Annotated in this window: 21 protein-coding genes; 15 read left to right on the top strand and 6 right to left on the bottom strand. The window is 65.4% G+C overall.

The window, feature by feature from the left end; translation table 11 throughout:
• Positions 1-36: 36 nt before the first annotated feature.
• Positions 37-993 carry a LysR family transcriptional regulator gene (locus DWB85_RS00935; protein WP_117952301.1) on the bottom strand — a complete coding sequence of 319 codons (957 nt, stop codon included), beginning with the start codon at positions 991-993 and terminating at the stop codon, positions 37-39.
• Between the two features lie 164 nt (positions 994-1,157).
• On the opposite strand from DWB85_RS00935, the gene DWB85_RS00940 reads away from it, so the two are divergent.
• A complete protein-coding gene (locus tag DWB85_RS00940; protein WP_117952303.1) occupies positions 1,158-2,927 on the top strand; it encodes an acyl-CoA dehydrogenase in 1,770 nt (589 codons plus the stop codon).
• A gap of 1 nt (position 2,928) precedes the next feature.
• On the top strand, positions 2,929-3,408 hold the full coding sequence (gene rraA / locus DWB85_RS00945) for a ribonuclease E activity regulator RraA (protein ID WP_117952305.1): 480 nt from the start codon (positions 2,929-2,931) through the stop codon (positions 3,406-3,408).
• A gap of 8 nt (positions 3,409-3,416) precedes the next feature.
• On the opposite strand, the gene nadC is transcribed toward rraA, so the two are convergent.
• Positions 3,417-4,265: a carboxylating nicotinate-nucleotide diphosphorylase gene (gene nadC, locus DWB85_RS00950; RefSeq protein WP_117952307.1), complete on the bottom strand. Its 849-nt coding sequence runs from the start codon at positions 4,263-4,265 to the stop codon at positions 3,417-3,419.
• A gap of 103 nt (positions 4,266-4,368) precedes the next feature.
• On the opposite strand from nadC, the gene ampD reads away from it, so the two are divergent.
• From ampD to DWB85_RS00970, 4 genes are all read left to right on the top strand, one after another.
• A complete protein-coding gene (gene ampD / locus DWB85_RS00955) occupies positions 4,369-4,953 on the top strand; it encodes a 1,6-anhydro-N-acetylmuramyl-L-alanine amidase AmpD (RefSeq protein ID WP_117952309.1) in 585 nt (194 codons plus the stop codon).
• On the top strand, positions 4,953-5,792 hold the full coding sequence (gene ampE / locus DWB85_RS00960) for a regulatory signaling modulator protein AmpE (protein WP_117952311.1): 840 nt from the start codon (positions 4,953-4,955) through the stop codon (positions 5,790-5,792). Before ampD ends, ampE begins: the two co-directional genes overlap by 1 nt.
• A gap of 78 nt (positions 5,793-5,870) precedes the next feature.
• Positions 5,871-7,439: a sigma 54-interacting transcriptional regulator gene (locus tag DWB85_RS00965; protein WP_117952313.1), complete on the top strand. Its 1,569-nt coding sequence runs from the start codon at positions 5,871-5,873 to the stop codon at positions 7,437-7,439.
• A gap of 7 nt (positions 7,440-7,446) precedes the next feature.
• The gene (locus tag DWB85_RS00970; protein WP_162845958.1) at positions 7,447-8,850 is read left to right on the top strand and encodes a serine/threonine-protein kinase; all 1,404 of its coding nucleotides are present in this window, start codon (positions 7,447-7,449) and stop codon (positions 8,848-8,850) included.
• On the opposite strand, the gene DWB85_RS00975 is transcribed toward DWB85_RS00970, so the two are convergent.
• Genes DWB85_RS00975 through DWB85_RS00990 form a run of 4 tightly spaced genes read right to left on the bottom strand, consistent with a single transcriptional unit; the run spans position 8,847 to position 11,547 of the window.
• Complete coding sequence (locus DWB85_RS00975) at positions 8,847-9,509, bottom strand: lysoplasmalogenase (protein ID WP_117952316.1); 663 nt, start codon at positions 9,507-9,509, stop codon at positions 8,847-8,849. The two genes, DWB85_RS00970 and DWB85_RS00975, sit on opposite strands and share 4 nt — an antisense overlap.
• Complete coding sequence (locus tag DWB85_RS00980; protein WP_133300534.1) at positions 9,499-10,392, bottom strand: ketopantoate reductase family protein; 894 nt, start codon at positions 10,390-10,392, stop codon at positions 9,499-9,501. The genes DWB85_RS00975 and DWB85_RS00980 overlap by 11 nt, the downstream gene beginning before the upstream one ends.
• On the bottom strand, positions 10,389-11,309 hold the full coding sequence (locus tag DWB85_RS00985; protein WP_162845959.1) for a phosphotransferase: 921 nt from the start codon (positions 11,307-11,309) through the stop codon (positions 10,389-10,391). The genes DWB85_RS00980 and DWB85_RS00985 overlap by 4 nt, the downstream gene beginning before the upstream one ends.
• Positions 11,293-11,547: a YkoF family thiamine/hydroxymethylpyrimidine-binding protein gene (locus DWB85_RS00990; protein WP_117952448.1), complete on the bottom strand. Its 255-nt coding sequence runs from the start codon at positions 11,545-11,547 to the stop codon at positions 11,293-11,295. The genes DWB85_RS00985 and DWB85_RS00990 overlap by 17 nt, the downstream gene beginning before the upstream one ends.
• 143 nt (positions 11,548-11,690) lie before the next feature.
• Between DWB85_RS00990 and DWB85_RS00995 the strand changes: the two genes are divergently transcribed.
• From DWB85_RS00995 to gspG, 9 genes are all read left to right on the top strand, one after another.
• Entirely contained in the window at positions 11,691-12,833 is a 1,143-nt protein-coding gene (locus tag DWB85_RS00995) for a GGDEF domain-containing protein (protein WP_117952319.1), read from the top strand.
• Positions 12,834-12,836: 3 nt separating this feature from the next.
• Entirely contained in the window at positions 12,837-13,478 is a 642-nt protein-coding gene (can, locus tag DWB85_RS01000; RefSeq protein ID WP_117952320.1) for a carbonate dehydratase, read from the top strand.
• A 27-nt stretch (positions 13,479-13,505) separates the two neighbouring features.
• The gene (gene trmH, locus DWB85_RS01005) at positions 13,506-14,210 is read left to right on the top strand and encodes a tRNA (guanosine(18)-2'-O)-methyltransferase TrmH (protein ID WP_117952321.1); all 705 of its coding nucleotides are present in this window, start codon (positions 13,506-13,508) and stop codon (positions 14,208-14,210) included.
• Positions 14,207-14,389, top strand: a complete 183-nt coding sequence (locus DWB85_RS01010) for a hypothetical protein (protein WP_117952322.1) — start codon at positions 14,207-14,209, stop codon at positions 14,387-14,389. The genes trmH and DWB85_RS01010 overlap by 4 nt, the downstream gene beginning before the upstream one ends.
• Positions 14,390-14,523: 134 nt before the next feature.
• Complete coding sequence (gene gspC / locus DWB85_RS01015) at positions 14,524-15,558, top strand: type II secretion system protein GspC (protein WP_239017183.1); 1,035 nt, start codon at positions 14,524-14,526, stop codon at positions 15,556-15,558.
• Between the two features lie 75 nt (positions 15,559-15,633).
• Positions 15,634-17,658, top strand: a complete 2,025-nt coding sequence (gene gspD / locus DWB85_RS01020; RefSeq protein WP_239017184.1) for a type II secretion system secretin GspD — start codon at positions 15,634-15,636, stop codon at positions 17,656-17,658.
• Positions 17,658-19,175 carry a type II secretion system ATPase GspE gene (gene gspE, locus DWB85_RS01025; RefSeq protein WP_117952324.1) on the top strand — a complete coding sequence of 506 codons (1,518 nt, stop codon included), beginning with the start codon at positions 17,658-17,660 and terminating at the stop codon, positions 19,173-19,175. The genes gspD and gspE overlap by 1 nt, the downstream gene beginning before the upstream one ends.
• A 15-nt stretch (positions 19,176-19,190) precedes the next feature.
• On the top strand, positions 19,191-20,411 hold the full coding sequence (gene gspF, locus DWB85_RS01030) for a type II secretion system inner membrane protein GspF (protein WP_117952325.1): 1,221 nt from the start codon (positions 19,191-19,193) through the stop codon (positions 20,409-20,411).
• 4 nt (positions 20,412-20,415) lie between these two features.
• Positions 20,416-20,853 (top strand): type II secretion system major pseudopilin GspG, encoded by a 438-nt coding sequence (gene gspG / locus DWB85_RS01035; protein ID WP_117952326.1) that lies wholly within the window; start codon positions 20,416-20,418, stop codon positions 20,851-20,853.
• Positions 20,854-20,889: the final 36 nt, after the last annotated feature.

Genomic DNA, 20,889 nt, shown 5'->3' on the forward strand with positions numbered 1-20,889 from the left:
TTTATCGTTTTTATCACCGTCATTCCGGCGGTGAATCTAGATCGTGGGCGCCTGGCCGTCCAGCTCCCGCGCGGTGTCGGCGATCAGCTTGCGCAGCCAGCGGTTGGCCGGATTGTGCTGCAGCAGCGGGCTCCAGGCCATTTTCAGCTCCAGCGGCGGGATCTCCAGCGGTGGGTCGCGCAGCACCACCCGGGGGTTGTCGCGCTTGAGCATGGCGGCCCGGGTGGGCAGGGTGACGATCAGGTCGTTCTGCTCGGCCAGGGTCATGGCGGCCTGGTAGTGGCGGGTGAACACCCGGATCTGGCGCTTCTTGCCCAGCTTGTTCAGGGCCACGTCCACCCAGCCCAGGCGCTGCACATCGTCCGGGTTCACGCCCACGCCCACGCCCATGCCGGTCTTGCTCACCCAGACGTGATCGCCGGCGAGGTAGGTGTCCAGGGTGAAGTTCTCCAGCATCGGGTTCTCGGTATTGAGAATGCAGGAAAAGGTATCGTCCCAGAGGTGGATCTGGTGGAAGGACTGGGGCATGGAGTCGAAGCGGTTGATCACCATGTCCACCTTGCCCCGCTCCACGTCCAGGAAGCTGACATCGGAGGGGGTCATGATGTCCAGGGTGATGCCGGGGGCCACGCTGCGCAGCTTGGCCAGCACGGCGGGAAACAGGGTGGACTCGGCATAGTCGCTGGCCATGATGCGAAACACCCGCCGGGCCTCGGCGGGCTCGAAATCGGTGCGCGGCTGTACCGCCCGGTCGATCGTGGTCAGCACCTCCCGCACCACCGGTTCCAGTTCCAGGGCGCGTTCGGTGGGGGTCATACCATCGCTGGTGCGCACCAGCAGCGGGTCATCGAACAGCTCCCGCAGCCGGCGCAGGCCGTTGCTCATGGCGGGCTGGCTTAGGTTCAGCTGGTTGGCGGCCTGGGTGACATTGCGCTCGCGCAGCAGGGCATCCAGGTAGACCAGCAGGTTGAGATCGACACGGTTGACGTTCACGGGGCCCCCATATTCACATAGTGAATGATGAAAATACTGATGATAGCTTTCGGGAATTATACGCCTGGGGATAAAATTGCCAACGTTTTTGGGACAGCCATTTCCCTGGCTCCCTGCCTATACTACCGTCCGCACAGCCGCAATCATCAACGCCAGGAGACACCATGGGTACTTATCGCGCACCAGTTGAAGACATGAACTTTCTGATCGACGAGGTGCTGGACGTCCAGTCGGTGCTGGGCTCTATCCCCGATTTTGCCGACTTTGGCATCGGCCCGGAGCTGACCACCGCCCTGGTGGACGAGGCCGCCAAGCTGGCGGGCGACGAACTCGCGCCCCTGCGCCGGGTGGGTGATGAGCAGCCCGCGGTCTGTGCCGATGGCGCGGTCACCGCCTCACCCGGCTACGACGCCGCCCTGCGCCAGCTGGGCGCCGGCGGCTGGGTGGGTATCTCCTCCGACCCCGACTACGGCGGCCAGGGCCTGCCGGAAATTTACAATACCGTCGGCCACGAGATGTGGAACGGCGCCAACATGGCCCTGGGGCTGGCTCCCATGCTCAGCAGCGGCGCCGCGCTGGCGATTCACGCCCACGGCACCGAGGAGCAGAAACAGACCTACCTGGAAAAAATGCATAGCGGCGAGTGGATGGGCACCATGAACCTGACCGAGTCCGGCGCCGGTTCCGACCTGGGGGTGATGAAGGCCAGGGCCGTGCCCGAGGGCGACCACTACCGTATCAGCGGGCAGAAAATCTTTATCACCTGGGGTGACCACCAGGCCACCGACAACATCATCCACCTGGTGCTGGCCAAGCTGCCCGACGCCCCCGCCGGCAGCCGCGGTATCTCCCTGTTTATCGTGCCCAAGTTCCTGGTCAACGCCGATGGCAGCCTGGGCGAGCGCAACGACGTGTACCCGGTCTCCTGCGAGCACAAGCTGGGTATCCACGGCAGCCCCACCTGCGTCATGGCCTTTGGCGACAATGAAGGCGCCATCGGCTACCTGCTGGGCGAGGAAAACCGCGGCCTGGCCTGCATGTTCACCATGATGAATGAAGCCCGGCACAAGGTGGGGGTGCAGGCCCTGGGCGCCGCCGAGGGTTCCCTGCAGAAAGCCACCGCCTACGCCCGCGAACGGGTGCAGGGCGGGGTGCCGATTATCGAGCACGCCGACGTCAAGCGCATGCTGCTGAACATGAAGTCCCTGTGCGAGGCCATGCGCGGCCTGGCCTATACGGAAGCGGTGACCATGGATCTGGCCCATCGCGGCTCCGAGGAGCAGCGCGCCGGCCAGCAGGCCCGGGTCGACCTGATGATCCCGGTGATCAAGGGCTGGCTCACCGAGGGCGCCCAGGAAGTGACCTCACTGGGGGTGCAGGTCCACGGCGGTATGGGTTACGTGGAAGAGACCGGCGCCGCCCAGTACCTGCGCGACGTGCGCATCACCCCCATTTACGAGGGCACCAACGGCATCCAGGCGGCGGACTTGGTGTCGCGCAAGCTGGGCCGCGATGGCGGCTCGACCATGGCGGCAACGCTCGAGGAAGTGCGCGCGACCGTCACCGGCCTGCGCGCCGCCGAGGACCAGCGCATGAGCGGTATTGCGCACGCCCTGGAGGCGGCCCTGGTGGAGCAGGAGCGTGCCACCGAGGTGATTCTGCAGGCCCTGGCCAGCGACGCCAACACCGCCCTGGGGGCCTCCTTCGAGTACATGATGCAGACCGGCTACCTGTTCGGCGGCTGGCACCTGGGGCGCTCGGCGCTGGTGGCCCTGCAGCGCCTGCGCGACGGCAGCGACAATCCCTTCTACGAGGCCAAGATCGGCACCGCCCTGTACTACGCCGAGCAGATCCTGCCGCGCTGCACCGCCCACGCAGGTGCCGTGGCCACCGCCGGCGGCAGCCTGCAGTCCTACCCGCTGGACCTGATCTGATATGGCGGCAATAAGTACACCGGACCTCACAGACGAGCATCCCCGGGCCCGGGCGATAGAGCTGCAGTTCACCAGTTACGGTGCGGTAAAACGCTTCGGCGGCCCGGCGGTCACTATCAAGTGCCACGAGGACAATTCCCTGGTCAAGGCCTGTGTCGGCGAGCCGGGTGAGGGCCGGGTGATCGTGGTCGACGGTGGCGGTTCCCTGCGCCGGGCGCTGCTGGGCGACATGCTGGCGGAACAAGCGGCGGCCAATGGCTGGGCCGGGCTGGTGATCAACGGCGCCATTCGCGACGTCGACGAGATTGGCGAGACCCCGCTGGGGGTGCAGGCGCTGGGCACCACGCCGCTGAAAACCGAGAAACTGGGTATGGGCCAGCGCGATGTGCCGGTGTCCATGGGCGGGGTGACCATCGCCCCCGGCGAGTATGTCTACGCCGACAATAACGGCGTGATCGTCAGCGACACAGCCCTGCTATAGCAGAGCTGTCATAGCAGGCGCATGGACAGGTCCAGCGCCTTGCAGTCCTTGGTCAGGGCACCGATGGAAATATAATCCACGCCGGTCTCGGCAATGGGCCGCAGGGTCAGCTCGGTGACATTGCCCGAGGCCTCGAGCTCGGCGCGGCCGGCGGTGGCCGTCACGGCGCTGCGCATGTCCTCCAGCGAGAAATTATCCAGCATCACGCGGTCGGCGCCCGCCGCCAGTGCCTGCTCCAGTTCATCCAGGTTTTCCACTTCAACTTCCACCGGCTTGCCGGGGGCGGTGTCGCGGGCGGTCTCCACCGCCGCCGCTATGCCGCCACAGGCGGCGATGTGGTTTTCCTTGATCAGGAAGGCATCCCAGAGCCCCACCCGGTGATTGTGGCAGCGGCCGCAGTGCACGGCGTACTTCTGGGCGATGCGCAGCCCGGGAATGGTTTTGCGGGTGTCCAGCAGCCTGACGCCGGTATCGGTCACCAGGGAGGCATAGTGATGGCACAGGGTGGCGGTGCCGGACAGCAGCTGCAGGAAGTTGAGGGCGCTGCGCTCGCCGGTGAGCAGGCCCCGGGCCGGGCCCTCGAAGGTGAACAGGATGTCATCGGCGACGATCGCGTCGCCGTCCTGCTTCAGCCACTGCAGGCTGATAGCGGGATCCACGGCGGCAAATACTGCATCCACCCAGCGGGAGCCGCAGAGGATGCCGGGCTCGCGGGTAATGACCCGGCCGCGGGCGACAGCGTCGGCGGGAATCAGTTGCGCGGTAATGTCACCCGCGCCGATGTCCTCCTCCAGCGCGGCGCGCACGTTGGCGTGGATCTGTTCGGCGGTGGGTATTACGGAATTACTGCTGGCCATTGCTGCTGTCGGTTGCCTCGGGGGCGCTGATTGTAGCAGGGCTGCCACCGGCTTCGACAGTCCCGCCATTGAGGGGGCCGGGAGAGTCACCTATTATGGGGGTATGGGGAAAGATAATAACAAGTACAGGGTAAAGGACGGCTGGTTGCTGGCAGCGCGCCGGGTGCCGAGCGAGAACTGTGAGCTGCGCCCCGCCGGCTGTGCCCCCGACCTGCTGGTCATCCACAATATCTCCCTGCCGCCGGGCCAGTTTGGCGGCGACTCCATCGAGCGTTTCTTCACCAATTGCCTGGACTGGGAGGCGCACCCGTTTTTTGCCGGGATCCGCGGCCTGCGGGTGTCCGCCCACCTGCTGATACGCCGCGAGGGCGAGCTGCTGCAGTTCGTCAGTTTCGATGAGCGGGCCTGGCACGCCGGGGTGTCTGCGTTCGACGGTCGCGACAACTGCAACGATTTCAGCATAGGCATAGAGCTGGAAGGCACCGACCAGTTGCCCTATACCGACGCCCAGTACCAGGCCCTGGCCGCGGTCACCGCCGCCCTGTTCGAGACTTATCCGCAGCTGCGGCCGGAGCGGATTGTCGGCCACTGTGACATCGCCCCCGGGCGCAAGACCGACCCCGGCCCCGCTTTCGACTGGCGGCGCTATCGGCAGGCGCTGCCGGCCAACGGCAAGGAGTATGCCTGATGACTTTTCTCGCCCTGATTATCGCCATCGTCCTCGAGCGCTTGACGCCGCTGGAGGACTGGCTGTTGCACGACGGCTGGTACCGGCGCTGGCAGGGCCAGTTGCGATCCCTGGGCCTGGACGGAGCCGCGCTGGTGCTGGTGGCGGTATTGTTGCCGGTGATTGTCGCCGCCCTGGTGCTGGCAGAGCTCAGACCCTTGTTGTTCGGGCTGGCCTGGATAGCGGCCGCGGTCGTCATCCTGCTTTACAGCCTCGGCCGCAGCAACCTGGGGGCGCAACAGGAGCGTTATCGCAGCCAGTGCCGCCGCGGTGATTTCGAGGCGGCCTGGCTGGCGGCCTCCACCGAGTACGACTGGTTTCGCACCGAGGCGCAGCTGGACGCCCGCAGCATGCACCAGCGGGCCCAGCAGGGCTTCCTGTACCAGGCTTACCAGCGCTGGTTCGCGGTGTTGTTTTACTTCCTGGTGCTGGGGCCGGTGGGGGCCCTGGCCTATCGCCTGATCCACCTCAGCTGCAATGGCGACGCGGAGCGGCAGCGGCTGCTGTTCTATGTCGACTGGGTGCCGGTGCGCCTGCTCGCCGCCGCTTTTACCCTCACCGGCAATTTCGTCGCCAGCGCCGACGAGCTCTGGGAGGTGCTGCGCGCCGCGCGCATGCCGTCCACGGACGTGCTTTACACCGTGGCCATTGCCGCCACCGGCGAGGACGGGGTGCCGCAGGAGGAGGGTGAACTGAGCGGTCAGCGGGCGGCGGCCCAGAATGAGACCTTTGCCGCACTGGTTCGCCGGGCGAGCGTCTGCTGGGTTGCCGTTATTGCCGCGCTGGTGGTGCTGCTGTAAGCCGCCGGGCAAAATTCCCCGCAGCTGCTAAGCTGAACAAAAAACAAGCGGAAAGCGGCCCCGGTCGCCACAGCTCACATGCCGCGAGTCAACAGCGAGAAAACCTTACCGACCCTGAGCGATGTCGCCGTCGCCGCGGACTGCGCGGAGCACTTGCGTTGCACCATCGTCTTCCACCCCTGTACCGGGCGCATCGGCCAGAGCGCAGTGCTGGACTGGGCCAGTGGCGAGTGCCTGCTGGGCCGCCACAGCCCGCTGTTTGACGACGGGACCGGGGCTGTCGCGGCGCCGCTGGACAATCCCTATATCAGCCGCCGGGCGCTGCGATTGCAGCCTGAAGGGGACGGCATTCGCCTGGTGCGGCCGCAACGCGCCAGTCGCTGCCGGGCCGCGGGACGGGAAGTGCAGGGCGATGTCGTGTTCGATGGTGCGGCGCTGGCGGCGGGGGTGCCCTTGCTGCTCTCCCACTCGGTGGTACTGATGCTGAGGCGGACCGCGCCGGCCCCGGAGGTGGCCGCGGACGCCAACGGCCTGCTGGGGACAAGCCCGGTCATGCAGCAGCTGCGGGCGCAAATCCAGCGGGCGGCGCACAGTGATCTCGACGTGCTCATTCTGGGCGAGACCGGTGCTGGCAAGGAACTGGTGGCGCGGGCCATCCACGCCGGCAGTCGCCGCGCCAGCGCTCCCCTGGTGAGCGTGAACATGGCGGCCATTCCGCCCTCGCTGGCGGCGGCCGACCTGTTCGGCAATACCCGCGGGGCCTTTACCGGCGCGGACCGGGCGCGCCCCGGTTACTTCCGCCAGGCCGAAGGCGGCACCCTGTTCCTCGACGAGGTCGGTGATACGCCGGAGGAAGTGCAGCCGCTGCTGCTGCGGGCGCTGCAGCAGCGCGAAATCCAGGTGCTGGGCGGTGCCACCCGCAACATTGATCTGCGGGTTATCTCCGCCACAGACGCGCAGCTGGAAGGGGAGGGCTGTAGCTTCAAGTCGGCGCTGCGTTATCGCCTGGGCGCCCTGGAAATAGCGGTGCCAGCCCTGCGCGAGCACCCGGAGGATATCGGCCTGCTGTTGCTCAGCGCCCTGCAGCGCGCCGCCGGGCGGGACGGGCGCGGGCGCTGGCTGGAGGCATCGATGACCGAGGAACGCGACCTGGCGCGCTGGGCACAGCTGTTTCACCGTTTTTGCGGCTATCACTGGCCCGGCAATGTCCGCCAGCTGGAGAACTACGCTGCCCAGGTGGTGCTCGCCAGTGGGGCGGAGCCGGTGCTGCCGGAGACCGTGTCGGCGAGCCTGTGTGCCACCGGGGGGGAGCGCGGTACAGACCGCGCTGGTGGTAATGCGCCGGCGCCGGAGGAGCGGCGCTGGCGTCGCCTGAACGAGGTCAGCGAAGCGGAATTCGAGGTAGCGATGCGCGAGGCCCGCTACGAGGTTGCGGCGGTGGCAGAAGCGCTGGGAGTCAGCAGGCAGGCGCTGTACCGGCGCATCAGTAACTCGGACAAGTACCGCAGTGCCACTGACGTGCCCATCGCGGAACTGCGCTCGACCCTGGATGCCTGTGGCGACGACGTGCGCGAGGCGGCAATGGCCCTGCAGGTATCCGAGTCCGGCTTGCGGCAACGCTTGCGGGCCCTGCGCGCCCGCGCCTGAAGCTGTCGTGCTGGAGAACCGGGTTGGCCCCTACCGCATCGTCCGCCTGATCAAGGGAGGCGGCCAGGGCAAGGTCTATCTCGGCTACGACAGCCGCCTGCGACGCCAGGTGGCGATCAAAATCCACAGTTTGCCGGCCAGCCGGGCGGGCCGGCGCCAGGCACTGGCGGAGGCGCGCCGGGCAGCGCGGATCAGCTGCCCCCAGGTGGTGCAGATCTACGACATCATCGAATCCGCCGGTCACCTGGCGATAGTAATGGAATACGTGCCGGGTTGTGACCTCGAGGAGCTGCTGCAGCATCGCGCCCTCAGCATCGCCAGTGTTTTGGCCGTTGCCCTGGATCTGGTCGCCGCGCTGGCCGCGGCACGCCAGCAGAAAGTGGTTCACGGCGACCTGAAGGCGGCCAATGTCCTCATCACCCGCCGGGGGCGGGCCAAACTCACCGACTTTGGTATTGCCCGGGATGCCGCGGTGAACGCCATGCCCCGCCGGGGCAGCGAGAGCGCCTTGAGCCCGGAGCACCTGAGCGGTACCGGGCTGGACCTGCGCTCTGACCTGTTTGCGCTCGGCTGCCTGCTGTACCGGATGCTGTATGGCGAGCACCCGTTTTGGCGCCAGGGCTCGCTGGATACCCAGCGACTGTTGTCCGCTGCCGCGCCTGCCCCGGCGGACTACACGGCCGCCCGTGAGCGCCTGCCGATGGAACTGGCCGCGCTGGTGGCGCAGTTGTTGCAGCGCGAGCCCGGCGACCGGCCGGCCAATACCCATCCGGTGCGCCGGCAGCTGCGCCTGCTGCGGCAGCAGTTGCCGGTGCTGGAGGGGGAGCGCCTGCGGCAGGAGGCGGAGCCGGTGTTTCGGCTCGAGTCTCCGGCAGACCTGCCGTTGGATATTCCCGCCGGCCTGCGCGCGGGCGGCCGCTCACGGCTAAAACGCAGCCTCGGCGGCCGCGCCCTGCGCCACCTGCGCAGCCTGCGTCCCTCGACCCGCTTTACCCTCGCGGCCAGCCTGGCGGCGGCGATTGGTTTTCCCATTGCGCTGGCGATGCAGGAGTACCCGACCAGGGTGCATTTTGAGGCGCCGGGCATGCAGCTCCGTGCCACTGGCCTGCCCCGGGAAATCAGTGATGTGTGGTTGATGGACGGGGTTTACCAGGCCGCCGAGCTCGCCATCGGACCGCTGCATGCCAGCGGCTCGGTGCGCCCGCGGGCCTACTACGCCATGCTCGCCGATATGCCCCCGGCGATGGTGCTCAACACCAGCCTGCGCTGTGATGAGATCGCCTGCCTGTTTGCGATCTCCCGCGGCGCTGGCGAGACCTTTGCCTACCGCCAGGCGGTATTTTCGCCGCAGCTGCCGGAACCGGTCTGGCGCGAGCTGATCACGAGCACCACCCGCGCGCTGCTGGATTAGGCCGCCGTTTGCCAGGCCACGCTGGCGGCAAGCAGTAGCTGGGCGCCGAAGTACAGCGGTGTTCCCCACAGCCCGTTGCGCCGCGACGCATTGACAAACTGGCGGCGGGCAACCGCCAGGTCGGAGAAGGCAAAGCCCCAGGCGCCGGCCAGGATCAGCAGGGCGCCGGGCTGGCCCCAGGTGCCGCCGGCAAACACCAGCATGGCGACGATCACCAGGATGTACAGCGGCACCGCGGCTTTCATCGGCCACTGCAGGTGGGGCCGCAGCCAGCGCAGGGTAAGCACCATCAGCACCAGCGCCGGTGCCGCAGACAGCGCCAGGCCGCCGGTATTGACGGGGAGCCGGGTAAAGGCCGCGGCATACAGCAGGTGACCGCAGAGAAAGGCGAGCAGCCCGGCGAGGAAGGCGCGCTCGGCCTCGAACATCAGCAGCACGTCGCCCAGGGCGCAGAGCAGCAGGCCCGCCAGCAGCCACTGGCCGTAGCTGGTCTGGGTGGCGCCCAGCAGTACTGCCAGCCAGATGAATGACAGGGCCGCCAGCGGCTTGAACACAAACCGGCCCGCCAGCACGCGGCGCCAGTCGCTGGCCACCAGGCCGCTGACGGCGAGTGCCGCCAGCAGCAGGGCGGGGGCGAGGTCAGTAGAATTAACGCTCATGCCTGTCCAGCTCCTGTAATAGCCTACGATTCAGTGGCGCTGCCACGCCCAGGCGCTCGGCGGTGTCCAGCAGGTAACCGGTGATAAAAGCGATCTCGGTGGCGCGCCCGGCGAGCACGTCCTGGAGCATGGAGGAGCGGTTGTTGGCGGTGTTGGCGATCACTGTCGCTACCTCCCGGTGGATACTTGCCGCGGTGCGGCTAAAGCCGGCGGCGCGGCTAACCGCGCTGATCTCGTCGCAGAGCTGAGTGACCTGCGCCCGCAGCCTGTCGTCGCGGGCCAGCTCTCCGTTGCGGCAGCGATTGACGGCGGTCAGGGGATTGATAGCGCAGTTGATCGCCAGCTTGTGCCACTGGGCGTCCCTGATCCGGGGTTCCCAGCGGGTGTCGAGGGTGCTCGCGGTCCAGTCATCCAGCCATGCCGGGGCAGGGAGTCCCGCGGGGCTGCCGATCAGGTTGCTGCCGCGGCCCGCGTGATGGACCTTAAGTGGCCCGGTGCGATAGGCGCCCTCGGTGCTGAGGCAGCAGTACAGCGGCTGTCCCGGCAGCTGTGTGTCGAACCACTCGAGATAGCCCAGGCCGTTGGCCGCGAGCACGACGGGGGTGGCCGGGTCCAGCCGGTGGGCAATACCGGCCACCGCATCGCTGATGTCATAAGCCTTGGTGCAGACCAGCAGGTGACCGATTGCTGCGCTGCCAGCAGGGCTGTCCAGGATAACCGGGCAGCTGCTGCTGCCCGCCCCGGTGGTCACCGTGATCGCGCCCTGCTGCTGCGGCCGGGATGCGCGCAGCAACAGGCTGACCCGGCAGCCCGCCTCGCCCAGCGCGGCGGCGAACAGGCAGCCCATGGAGCCGGCGCCGAGTACGTGCCAGTGACGGCTCAAGGGCGCGGTTCCCCTGGCGCTGCTGAGGTCTGGTGCCCGGCGTCTGCCTGCAGCAGTGCCTCCAGCGGCGGCAGGCGCTGGGCGCTGACGCGGTGGATATCTTCCGCTTCGGCCTGTACCAGGTGCCAGAGCAATTCCAGGTAGCGGTAGCCCAGGCGCTGCAGCGCCAGCTGCTGCCAGTCGTCAGCTGTTGGTTGGCGCTGCAGGTAGGCGGACAGGAAGAGCTCGAAGTCATCGCGGGAGAAGCCCTGGCCGTCACCGGCCACGGCCAGGTCGAACCAGGGGTTGCCCATAGCGCAATACTCCCAGTCCAGGGCGTGCAGCCGGCCGCCGCTGTAGAGCAGGTTGGCCGGCAACAGGTCGTTGTGGCACAGCACCGGGTTCCGGGTCTGGCACTGGGGCAGGATACGCTCGATCCGGGCGCGCAGCCGGGCAGGCGGTAAGGGCTTTGCGCATCGTTCCAGCAGGCTGCAGTAGCGGCGTACGCGCGCGTCGAGGTCGAAACGGTGGTGGCGCCGGGGCAGGCGATGTATCCGCCGGCACAGCGCGGCGAGGTCTGCGGGTGTCACCTGTTGTGCGGTGTCCGCGGGCAGATACTGGCAAACCAGCGCGCCCAGCTCGGGATTGAAATAACAGGGTCCGGGGGCGATGCCGGCAGCGGCGGCCGATGCCAGGGCGCGGTATTCCGCCTGGCGGCTCAAGCCGTGCTGGCGCGGGCTGATGCCGTCTATGCGCACCACAAAGTCCCGCCCCGCCGCAGTCACCAGGAAGTTATGGTTGCTCAGCCCGCCGGGCAGCGTGCCCTGCACATGGGGCGCGCCGGGCAGGGGCGGCGTGCAGCGCCACTGCGGCCACTGGGCCAGGGCCTGTTCGAGCCGGACCCGGGGCGCAGGGCCCGCGTCAGCCGCTGATTTCAAGTTCGCCCGGAATAAACTTGCAGACCAGCACCTGTTTACCAAAGCGTTGGTGGCTGGCCCTGAGACAGTTGTTCACCAGCGCCATCACTTCGTCCCAGTCGCCACAGACCTGGGTGCTCATCGCATTGCTGACCAGGCTGATGCCGGGCGTTGATGCCGCTGCTTCGATGAATGACTTGATCACGGGAATGTAATCTTCCCGCAGTGGATAGAGGCTCATTTCGACGGTGAGTTTCAAGGCTGGAATCTCCGGACCAGTGGCGGTTTTTGGCTGACTTGCGCTGGGCGCCAGCATTGCATAGGCATTATAGGAAGCATACACTTGGCAGCCAATAACAATCAGCCCGTCATCTCAAGTGCGGGTGTCCACGCGGATGTAGTATGGCGGAAGACAATAGCTATGGCGGGGTCCAGCGCGAAGAAATCGAGGGGGCGCCACCTGTCGCCTCGGGCGCGGAGCTGCGCGAGCGCCGCCTCGTTGAAACCATCCAGTTAAACCGTTACCTCTATCTCCAGGCACAGCAGCTCGAACATATGCTGCTGGACGCCGTCGATTTGCAAAGCCTGCTCGAAGTCCTGCTGGTGAGTATGCCCAGGCATTTTTCATTCCGGGTATCCGAACTGTGGCTGCACGATCCCGAGGACGTGCTGGCCGGGCTGATTGTTGGCGGTGAACGTTACGGCCCTTACCTGCAGTTGCAGCGTGATGCTTTCGACATGCAGGAGCTTTACGGCCTGGAACCGGACATCGAACTGATTGATGCCACCGACTCGCGGATGTTCGAAGTGCTGAAATCCGAGCACGGCATCGACTACGCACTGCTGCTGCCGCTGATGGACGCGGGACGGCTGATCGGCAGCCTGCACCTGGGCGTACAGGAAGACAGCCTGGTGCTGGGTGAGGCGGAGGCGGATATGCTGGCGCACCTGGCCAGCATTGTCTCCCGCTGTTTTACCCGCGCGGTCACCCACCAGCAGATTTCCCAGCTGACCATGCTCGATCCGCTGACCCAGATCAGCAACCTGCGCGGATTCGAGCGGGATATCGCCCGGGAAATCGCCCGGGCCCGGCGGGCGGACCAGCCCGTCACCGTACTGACCATGGAGATTGACGAGTACGATGAACTGCACCAGCACTACGGTGAGGTGCGCGGTCACTTCGTGCTGAAAAAAGTCGCCGAGCGTATATCATCCGACCTGCGCGCCACCGACATGATGGCCCGTCTCTCGCGCTCGCGCATGGCGGTGCTCATACCGGGCAGCGGTGAAAGCCTGGGCGAGGAAATTGCCGAGCGGATGCGCCGGGATGTGGAGGATTTTGCCATCGATGATGGCCGGGGTGCCGTGCTGCAGGTTACCATTAGCGTGGGTATGGTCACCTGGGAGCCGCAGCAGTACCCGGCGGTAGATATGAGCCAGTTGGCCAGACAAATGGAAACCGTCGGCCTGAAAGCGCTGGAGGATGCCCGCGCCAAGGGGGGTAATTGCACCGCGCTTTCAAGATTAACGACACTGCTTGTGTAAGGAATGGCTGTGCCGGATACGCTGGATAAACTGTTTGCAAATAACCGCTCCTGGGCGGACACCGTGAAAACCGACGACCCCGGCTTTTTCGAAAAGCTGGCGGGTCAGCAATCGCCCGAATACCTGTGGATAGGCTGCTCCGACAGCCGGGTCCCGGCCAACCAGGTGGTAGGCCTGATGCCGGGTGAGGTATTCGTCCACCGCAACGTCGCCAACATGGTGGTGCACTCCGATTTCAACTGCCTCTCTGTACTGCAATACGCCGTGGAGGTGTTGCGGGTCAAGCATGTGATGGTGGTCGGCCACTATGGCTGTGGTGGCGTGCAGGCTGCCTACGAGAATGGCGACAACGGGCTGGTGGACAACTGGTTGCGGCATGTGAAGGACGTCATCCATCGCCACGGGGAAGAACTGGACGCCATTAGCGATGAGGAGGCGCGGGTCGCGCGGCTGTGCGAACTGAACGTCCAGGCGCAGGTGGCCAATGTTTGCTCCACCACCATCGTCCAGAATGCCTGGTCACGGAACCAGCCCGTTTCTGTGCACGGCTGGATTTACGGCCTGCGCGACGGCCTGCTCAAAGACCTCGGCTGCACCGTCAACGGCGCCGACCAGATCGCCGCCGCCTACCGGGTCGAGGGCTGATCGGCGACGGGCCACCTTGCCAGGGACATGACACCCGAACGTATTGCCAGGCTGCGCGCCGTGCTCGACAAGCGTCAGCCGGACCTCACCGTAATCACTGATTTTGTGCACAAGCAGCGCAACCTGTCGGCGATCGTGCGCAACTGCGATGCCGTGGGTATCCAGACCGTCCATGCGGTGATCGGCGACGAGGACTACCGGGCCTTTCGCGGCACCGCCATGGGCTCTCACAGCTGGGTCGACGTGGAACGTCACCGCGAGCCGCTGGCGGTCCTCGCTAGCCTGAAGGCCGAGGGCTACCAGGTCCTGGCGGCCCACCTTGGCCAGCATACTGTTGATTACCGGGCGCTGGACTACACCCGGCCCACGGCGATTTTGTTGGGAGCCGAACGGCGCGGGGTAAGCGATGCTGCCCTGAGCCGGGTTGACCACTGTATCGCCATTCCCATGGTGGGTATGGTTGAGTCGTACAATGTCGCGGTGGCGGCGGGTATCATATTGGCCGAAGCCCAGCGCCAGCGCGCAGCCGCCGGTATGTACCAGTCACCGAGACTGGACGCGCCGACCTGGCAGCGACTGTTTTTTGAGTGGGGGCACCCGAAAGTGCGCGATTACTGCCGTGAACGCGGGCTGGCCTACCCGCCGCTTGACGCAGACGGGGAAATCGACAATCCCGCGGCCTGGTATGCCAGGGTCAGGGCCGGAACCGCGCCCATGGAGGAGGGAGCATGACTAATCTGTTGTTGCTGCTGCTGGCGATATTCGGTGGTATCGCCCTGTTGTCCGTGGTGCTGCAGCGCTTTGCCAGTCCCATGGAACCGGAGCGGGTGCAGCGCCTGAGCCGCTGGATATATCCGCTGGTGGGGCTGGCCCTGGTGCTGGCGACGGCGCGCTACTTTTTCCAGGGATAGTGTCACCAGTGATCACCAGTTGCACGATTCCAGCCGGCAACAATCGTCATTTGCCGCGGTTTTAACTTTTACCTTCGCCCCCTATAATCGGGGCATTCCGGCCGGCTTGCCGGCAACCGACATGCGAGTAGACCTTGCCAGCCCAATGGCTTAATCAATCCAGCGATCTTGGTTCGCGAATCGGCGCATCGCTGACCGCTGCCGTACATGCGCTGGCCGAACCGGTGCGGGCGAGGCGCCTGCGCCAGCTGGTTATGGCGCTGCTGGTTTTCTGGCTGCTGCTATCGGTGGCCAGCCTGTTCTGGACGATTTACCCGGCCCAACCGGCGACTGTGCCGGCGGATATCCAAATCGTGAATCCCGTTACCCGGGCCCCGAGCAGTGCCGGCCCGGCGTCGGTGGATATCGGGCGGCTGCAGGCGCTGCACCTGTTTGGCGAAGTCGGGGCCGATGAACCGGTGGTCGCGGCGGTCGAGGAACAGCCGCTTGCCGACACCAGCCGCGAGGGGATAGAGAAAGGCGCCCGGGAAACCAGCCTGCAGCTGGCGCTCCGCGGCGTGGTGGCCTCCAGCGAGGACGGCCTGGGCCATGCAATTATCGAGCACCGGAAAAAACAGGCGGTGTATGCGGTGGAGGACGAGCTGCCGGTTGGCAACAAGGTTGTGCTCGCCAAGGTCATGCCGCGGCAGGTGGTGCTGGACAATAACGGCACCTACGAGTTGCTGAACCTGTTCGAAGAGAATGAACTGGATGCCCAGGTAGCGGCCCCTGCTCCCGCCGCGCGCCTGCCGCTGCCGGTTAATCGCGAGGCCCCGGCGCTGGTGGACAAACGCAACGACGCGACGGCCACCCAACTGGCCCAGTCCTACCGCGAGCAGCTGTACCAGAACCCGCAGTCGCTGGCGGAGGTGGTGTCGGTGAATGCGGTGCGCAGGGACGGCCAGTTGCTCGGCTACCGGGTGTCCCCGGGCCGGGACCGGCAGCAGTTCACCCAGCTCGGCTTCGTGGCCGGTGACCTGGTGACCAGCATTAACGGTATCGACCTCAATGACCCGGCCAACACCATGCGCCTGTATCAGACCATGCGCACAGCCAGCGAGGCAGTATTCGATTTACAGCGGGGCGATGAACTGGTTTCGATCAGTGTCAGCCTGGGCGAGGGTGAGTAAACACAGATGACAGCCAATCCAACCAGAGGAAATTCCTGCGTGAAACAAGCCCTGTGGCCTATTCGAGCCGCTGTTATGGCGCTCCTGCTGACCCTGGCCGCGGGCCCGCTGGTCGCCCAGGACTTCACGGTCAACCTGAAGGAAACCGACATTCAGGAGTTGATCAAATTCGTTGCCGAGGTCACCGGTACCACCATCGTTGTCGACCCGGCGGTGAAAGGCAAGGTCAAGGTTGTTTCCAGCAAGCCGGTTTCCAGGGACGAGCTGTACGACCTGTTCCTGTCGATACTGGAAGTGCACGGTTACACGGCGGTGCGCTCCGGCGGCGTGGTGCGCATCATCCAGAACAAGGACGCTCGCTCATCGCCGGTGTCGGTGGCCGATGACGGCCCCCGCGGCAGTGACGAGTACGTCACCCAGGTTATCAGGCTGGACAATATATCCGCCGCCAAGTTAATCCCGGTACTGCGGCCGCTGGTGCCGCAGCAGGCGCACATGGCGGCCTATGCCCCCAGCAACGCCATTATCATCTCCGATGTCTCGGCCAACATCGACCGCATCCGCGACATCATTGAACGCATGGATCGCTCCGCCGTGCAGAAGACTGACATCGTGCGCCTGCGCTATGCGGTTGCCGACGACGTGGTGGCCATGCTCGACAAGCTCAACAAGTCCGAGGCCAAGCAGAGCGGCGGCGAGACCGAGGTGCTGCTGGTGGCCGACAACCGCACCAACAGCGTGCTGGTCAGCGGTGACGAAATGGAGCGGGCGCGAATGGGCCAGCTGATCAAGCACCTGGATACGCCGCTGGAGCAGAGCGGCAATGTGCGGGTAGTCTACCTCGAGTACGCCCAGGCCAAGGACATCGCCGAGGTCCTGACCAAGGTGATGCAGAATATCGAGCGGCTGGAAACCGGCGATGGCAAGGTCTCGCGCAGCAGCGGCAAGTCCTCCACCATCGAGGCCGACGAGGGTACCAACTCGCTCATTATCACCGCCGACGCCGATGAAATGGCGGCGATCGAGGCAGTCATACACCGTCTGGACATCCGCCGAGCCCAGGTGCTGGTGGAAGCGATCATCGTGGAGATGACCCTCAGCGAGGGCCAGGACCTTGGCCTGCAGTGGCTGTTCGCCAATACCGATAGCGGCTTTTATGGCAGCAATATCAATGCCCCCAGCCAGGCGGAACGACTGGCCGGCGCGCTCAACCCGGATAACGGTGATGATGAAGTCAGCAGCGACGATGAGGAATTCGATGTTGCCGCCCTCGCCGGTGCCCTGGCCAATACCCCGGGGCTGTCACTGGGCTGGGGCACGGTGGACGATGACCTCACCATGACGGTGATTCTCAATGCCCTCAAAACCCAGGGCAACGCCAATATCCTCTCCACCCCGAGCCTGCTGACCCTGGACAACCAGGAGGCCTATATCACCGTGGGCCAGAACGTGCCCTTCGTCACCGGTTCCTATACCAATACCGGAGCCAGCGATGGTGCCGCCAATCCCTTCCAGACCATCGAGCGGGAAAACGTCGGCATCACCCTGTCGGTGACGCCGCATATCAATGAGGGCGACTCGGTGGTGCTGGATATCGAGCAGGAAGTCTCCAACGTGATCATCGGCGCCTCGCAGATTTCCGAGGCGGCGGACATTATCACCAGTGAGCGCAAGATCCAGACCAAGGTGCTGGCCCGGGACAGCCGGGTGGTGGTGCTTGGCGGGCTGATCGAGGACAGTGTCCAGGACGGCCAGCAGAAGGTGCCCCTGCTCGGCGATATTCCCTTCCTCGGTCGCCTGTTCCGATCCGACAGCGTGGACGTGAGCAAGACCAACCTGCTGATCTTTATCCGTCCCACCATCATCCGTGATGACGATGAGCTGGATGGCGCCACCGCGGAGAAATACCGCTATATTCGCGATCAGCAGCTGTTGCGCCGCGAGCAGGGCCTGATGTTCCTCGATGACGGCAACCTGCCCCTGCTGCCCGAGTGGGAGCAGCAGATTCAGCAGCTCGAGGAAATCAGGGAAGAGCGGAGTGCCGCCGAGGCTGGCGCCGCCGCCGCCGACGCCGCCGCCGCCGGGGCCGGGAGCAACTGATGGCCGAGCCCGATATCGCAGCGGAACCCGTGCTTGTCGCCCAGCCCGCGGGGCAGCGTTCGCTGCCCTTCACCTTCGCCCAGCAGCAGGGCGTATTGCTGGTGGACGGCAGTGAAGGCCCCCACGTGCTGACCCAGGGACAGGTCGGCTGGCGGGTCCTGAGCGAGGTCAGGCGCATGCTCGGCGAGCCCTTTACCACCGAAAGCGTCGAGCCCGAGGAGTTCAAGCGCCGGCTGACGGTCGCCTACCAGCGCGACAATAACGAAGCGGTGCAAATGGCGGAGGACATCGGCGCCGATGTGGACCTCAGCCGGCTGGCGGAGGAGATTCCCGACACGGGCGACCTGATGGATGCCGAAGACGACGCGCCGATCATTCGCCTCATCAACGCCATTCTGTCCCAGGCGGTACGGGAACAGGCCTCGGATATCCATATCGAGACATTCGAGGACAGGCTCAGCGTGCGCTATCGCATCGACGGCGTCCTGGCGGAAGTACTGTCACCGAAGCGCGCACTGGCGCCGCTGCTGGTGTCGCGGCTGAAGGTCATGGCCCGGCTGGATATCGCCGAAAAGCGGGTGCCCCAGGACGGCCGTATCTCGGTGCGAATCGCCGGTCACGCGGTGGATATCCGTATGTCGACCATCCCCTCGGCCCACGGCGAGCGGGTAGTGCTGCGACTGCTGGATACGGCGGCGGGGCAGCTCAAGCTGGAACAACTCAATATGAACGAGCAGGTGGCCGAGGCCTACCGCCGCCACCTGCACAGCCCCCACGGCATCATCCTGGTTACCGGACCCACGGGCTCCGGCAAGACGACCACCCTCTATGCCGGGCTCAGCCACATCAACGAGAGCTCGCGCAATATCATGACCATCGAGGATCCGGTGGAATACATGCTCCCCGGCATTGGCCAGACCCAGGTCAATAGCAAGGTAAACATGACCTTTGCCCGCGGACTGCGGGCGATCCTGCGCCAGGACCCGGACGTGGTGATGGTGGGCGAGATACGGGACCTGGAAACCGGCGAGATTGCGGTACAGGCATCCCTGACCGGCCACCTGGTGCTGTCCACCCTGCATACCAATACCGCCATCGGCGCCATTACCCGGCTCAAGGACATGGGCATCGAGCCTTTCCTGGTGTCGTCCAGCCTGCTCGCGGTCATGTCCCAGCGCCTGGTGCGCCTGCTGTGCCGGGTCTGCCGCGATAGCCAGCCGGTGACCGATGCCGAGCGCCAACTGCTGCAGCTGGCGGACGAGGAGGTGGAGGAACTGTTTCACGCCAGGGGCTGCGACAAATGTAATTACACCGGCTACCGCGGCCGTACCGGCATATATGAAATGATCGAGGTCGATGAGCAACTGCGGAGCATGATTTACCAGGATGCCAGCGAGCAGGAAATGCTGGCACACGCCCGCAAGCGTTACCCGTCCATCCAGGCCGACGGGCGGCGGCGAGTCCTCACCGGGGAAACCAGCCTGGCCGAGGTCATGCGGGTGACCTCGGTGGACTGAGGTCGCTGTCTGCCTATGACCGCCTACCGCTACCGCGCGCTGAACGACAGGGGCAAACTGGTAAAGGGCTTCCTCGAGGGGGACTCCGAGCGCCAGGTGCGGGGCCAGTTACGTTCCCGCAACCTGCGGCCGGTAGAAGTCGAGGAAGCGAACCGGGCCGCTGCCAACAACATGTCCTGGCGGCCGCGGCTGTTCCAGCCGCGCATCTCCGCCGGGGATCTGGCCATGGTCACCCGGCAACTGGCGACGCTGGTGTTGTCCAACCTGCCCCTGGACGAGGCCCTGCAGGCGGCCGCCCAGCAGAGTCGCAGCGCCCGCATCAAGGGCATGCTGCTGCAGGTGCGATCGCGGGTCTCGGAGGGCTATACCCTCGCCTATTCAATGGCGGAGTTTCCCCAGGTATTCAATGAGATGTACCGGGCCATGGTGGCGGCCGGCGAACACGCCGGCCACCTCGGTCCGGTGCTGGAACAGTTGGCCAGCTACACCGAACAGCGCCAGTACACCAGCCAGAAGCTTAAAATGGCGATGATTTACCCCTTCATCCTGGTGGGTGTGGCGATCGCCGTGGTGGTGGCACTGATGGTATTCGTGGTGCCTGAGCTGGTGGGCATTTTCGCCCACTCCAGCCGGGAACTGCCGGTGCTGACGCAAATCCTGATTGCCTGCAGCGATTTCTTCCGCGAGTCCGGCCTGTGGCTGCTGCTGGGAATAGTGACGCTGGTGATTGCGGTGCGGCAGTTGCTGCGCAGCGAATCGCGGCGCCGGCAATGGCACCGCCTGCAGCTGAAAATCCCGGGCTGGTCGCGGCTGGTGGTGGCCATCGATACAGCGCGGTTCGCCTCGACCCTCAGCATATTGATGGCCAGCGGCGTGCCGCTGCTCGACGCCCTGCGCATAGCCGGACAGGTGTTGACCAATCTGGTGTTGCGGGAAGACAGCAAGGTGGTCGCGGAACTAGTGCAGGAGGGCAGCAGTCTCAGCAGGGCGTTGCAGCAAAGCGGTCGCATCCCGCCGATGATGGTGCACATGGTGGCCAGCGGCGAGGTCAGCGGCGACCTGGAAAGCATGCTGGCGCGCTCGGCGGACAACCAGGAGCGCGAGCTGGAAATGACCCTGGGAACGATGATGGCCCTGTTTGAGCCGCTGATGGTGGTGGTGATGGGCGGCATGGTGCTGTTGATCGTGCTGGCGATCCTGCTGCCGATATTCGATTTAAATACGATGGTGAAGTAATACTATGAACAGAGACAGAAACAGCGGCTTCTCGCTGGTGGAAATTCTGGTGGTGCTGGTCATTATGGGCCTGCTGATCAGTGTGGTGGCGCCCACGGTACTCAACCGTGCCGATGAGGCGCGGGTGCAGAAAGCGCAGGCCGATTTCAAGGCCATCGAGACCGCGCTGAAGATTTATCGCCTGGACAACTACGTCTACCCGACCACCGAGCAGGGGCTGCAAGCGCTGGTTGAGCCCAGCTCCCTGGACCCGGTACCGCGCAACTTCAAGAAGGGTGGTTACCTGCCGGAGCTGCCGCTGGATCCCTGGGGTCGGCCCTACCTGTACCTCAGTCCCGGTGAAAACGGCGAGGTGGACATCTACACCCTGGGTGCTGACGGTCTGTCCGGTGGCGAGGACCAGAATGCGGACATTGGCAACTGGAAGTCAACGGACGATTGAGGCAGCGCTGAACAGTGGCAAGCGCGCTCAACGGCA

Origin of the sequence: Seongchinamella sediminis, assembly GCF_003457605.1 — a bacterium.
GTDB classification, from domain to species: Bacteria; Pseudomonadota; Gammaproteobacteria; order Pseudomonadales; family Halieaceae; genus Halioglobus; species Halioglobus sediminis.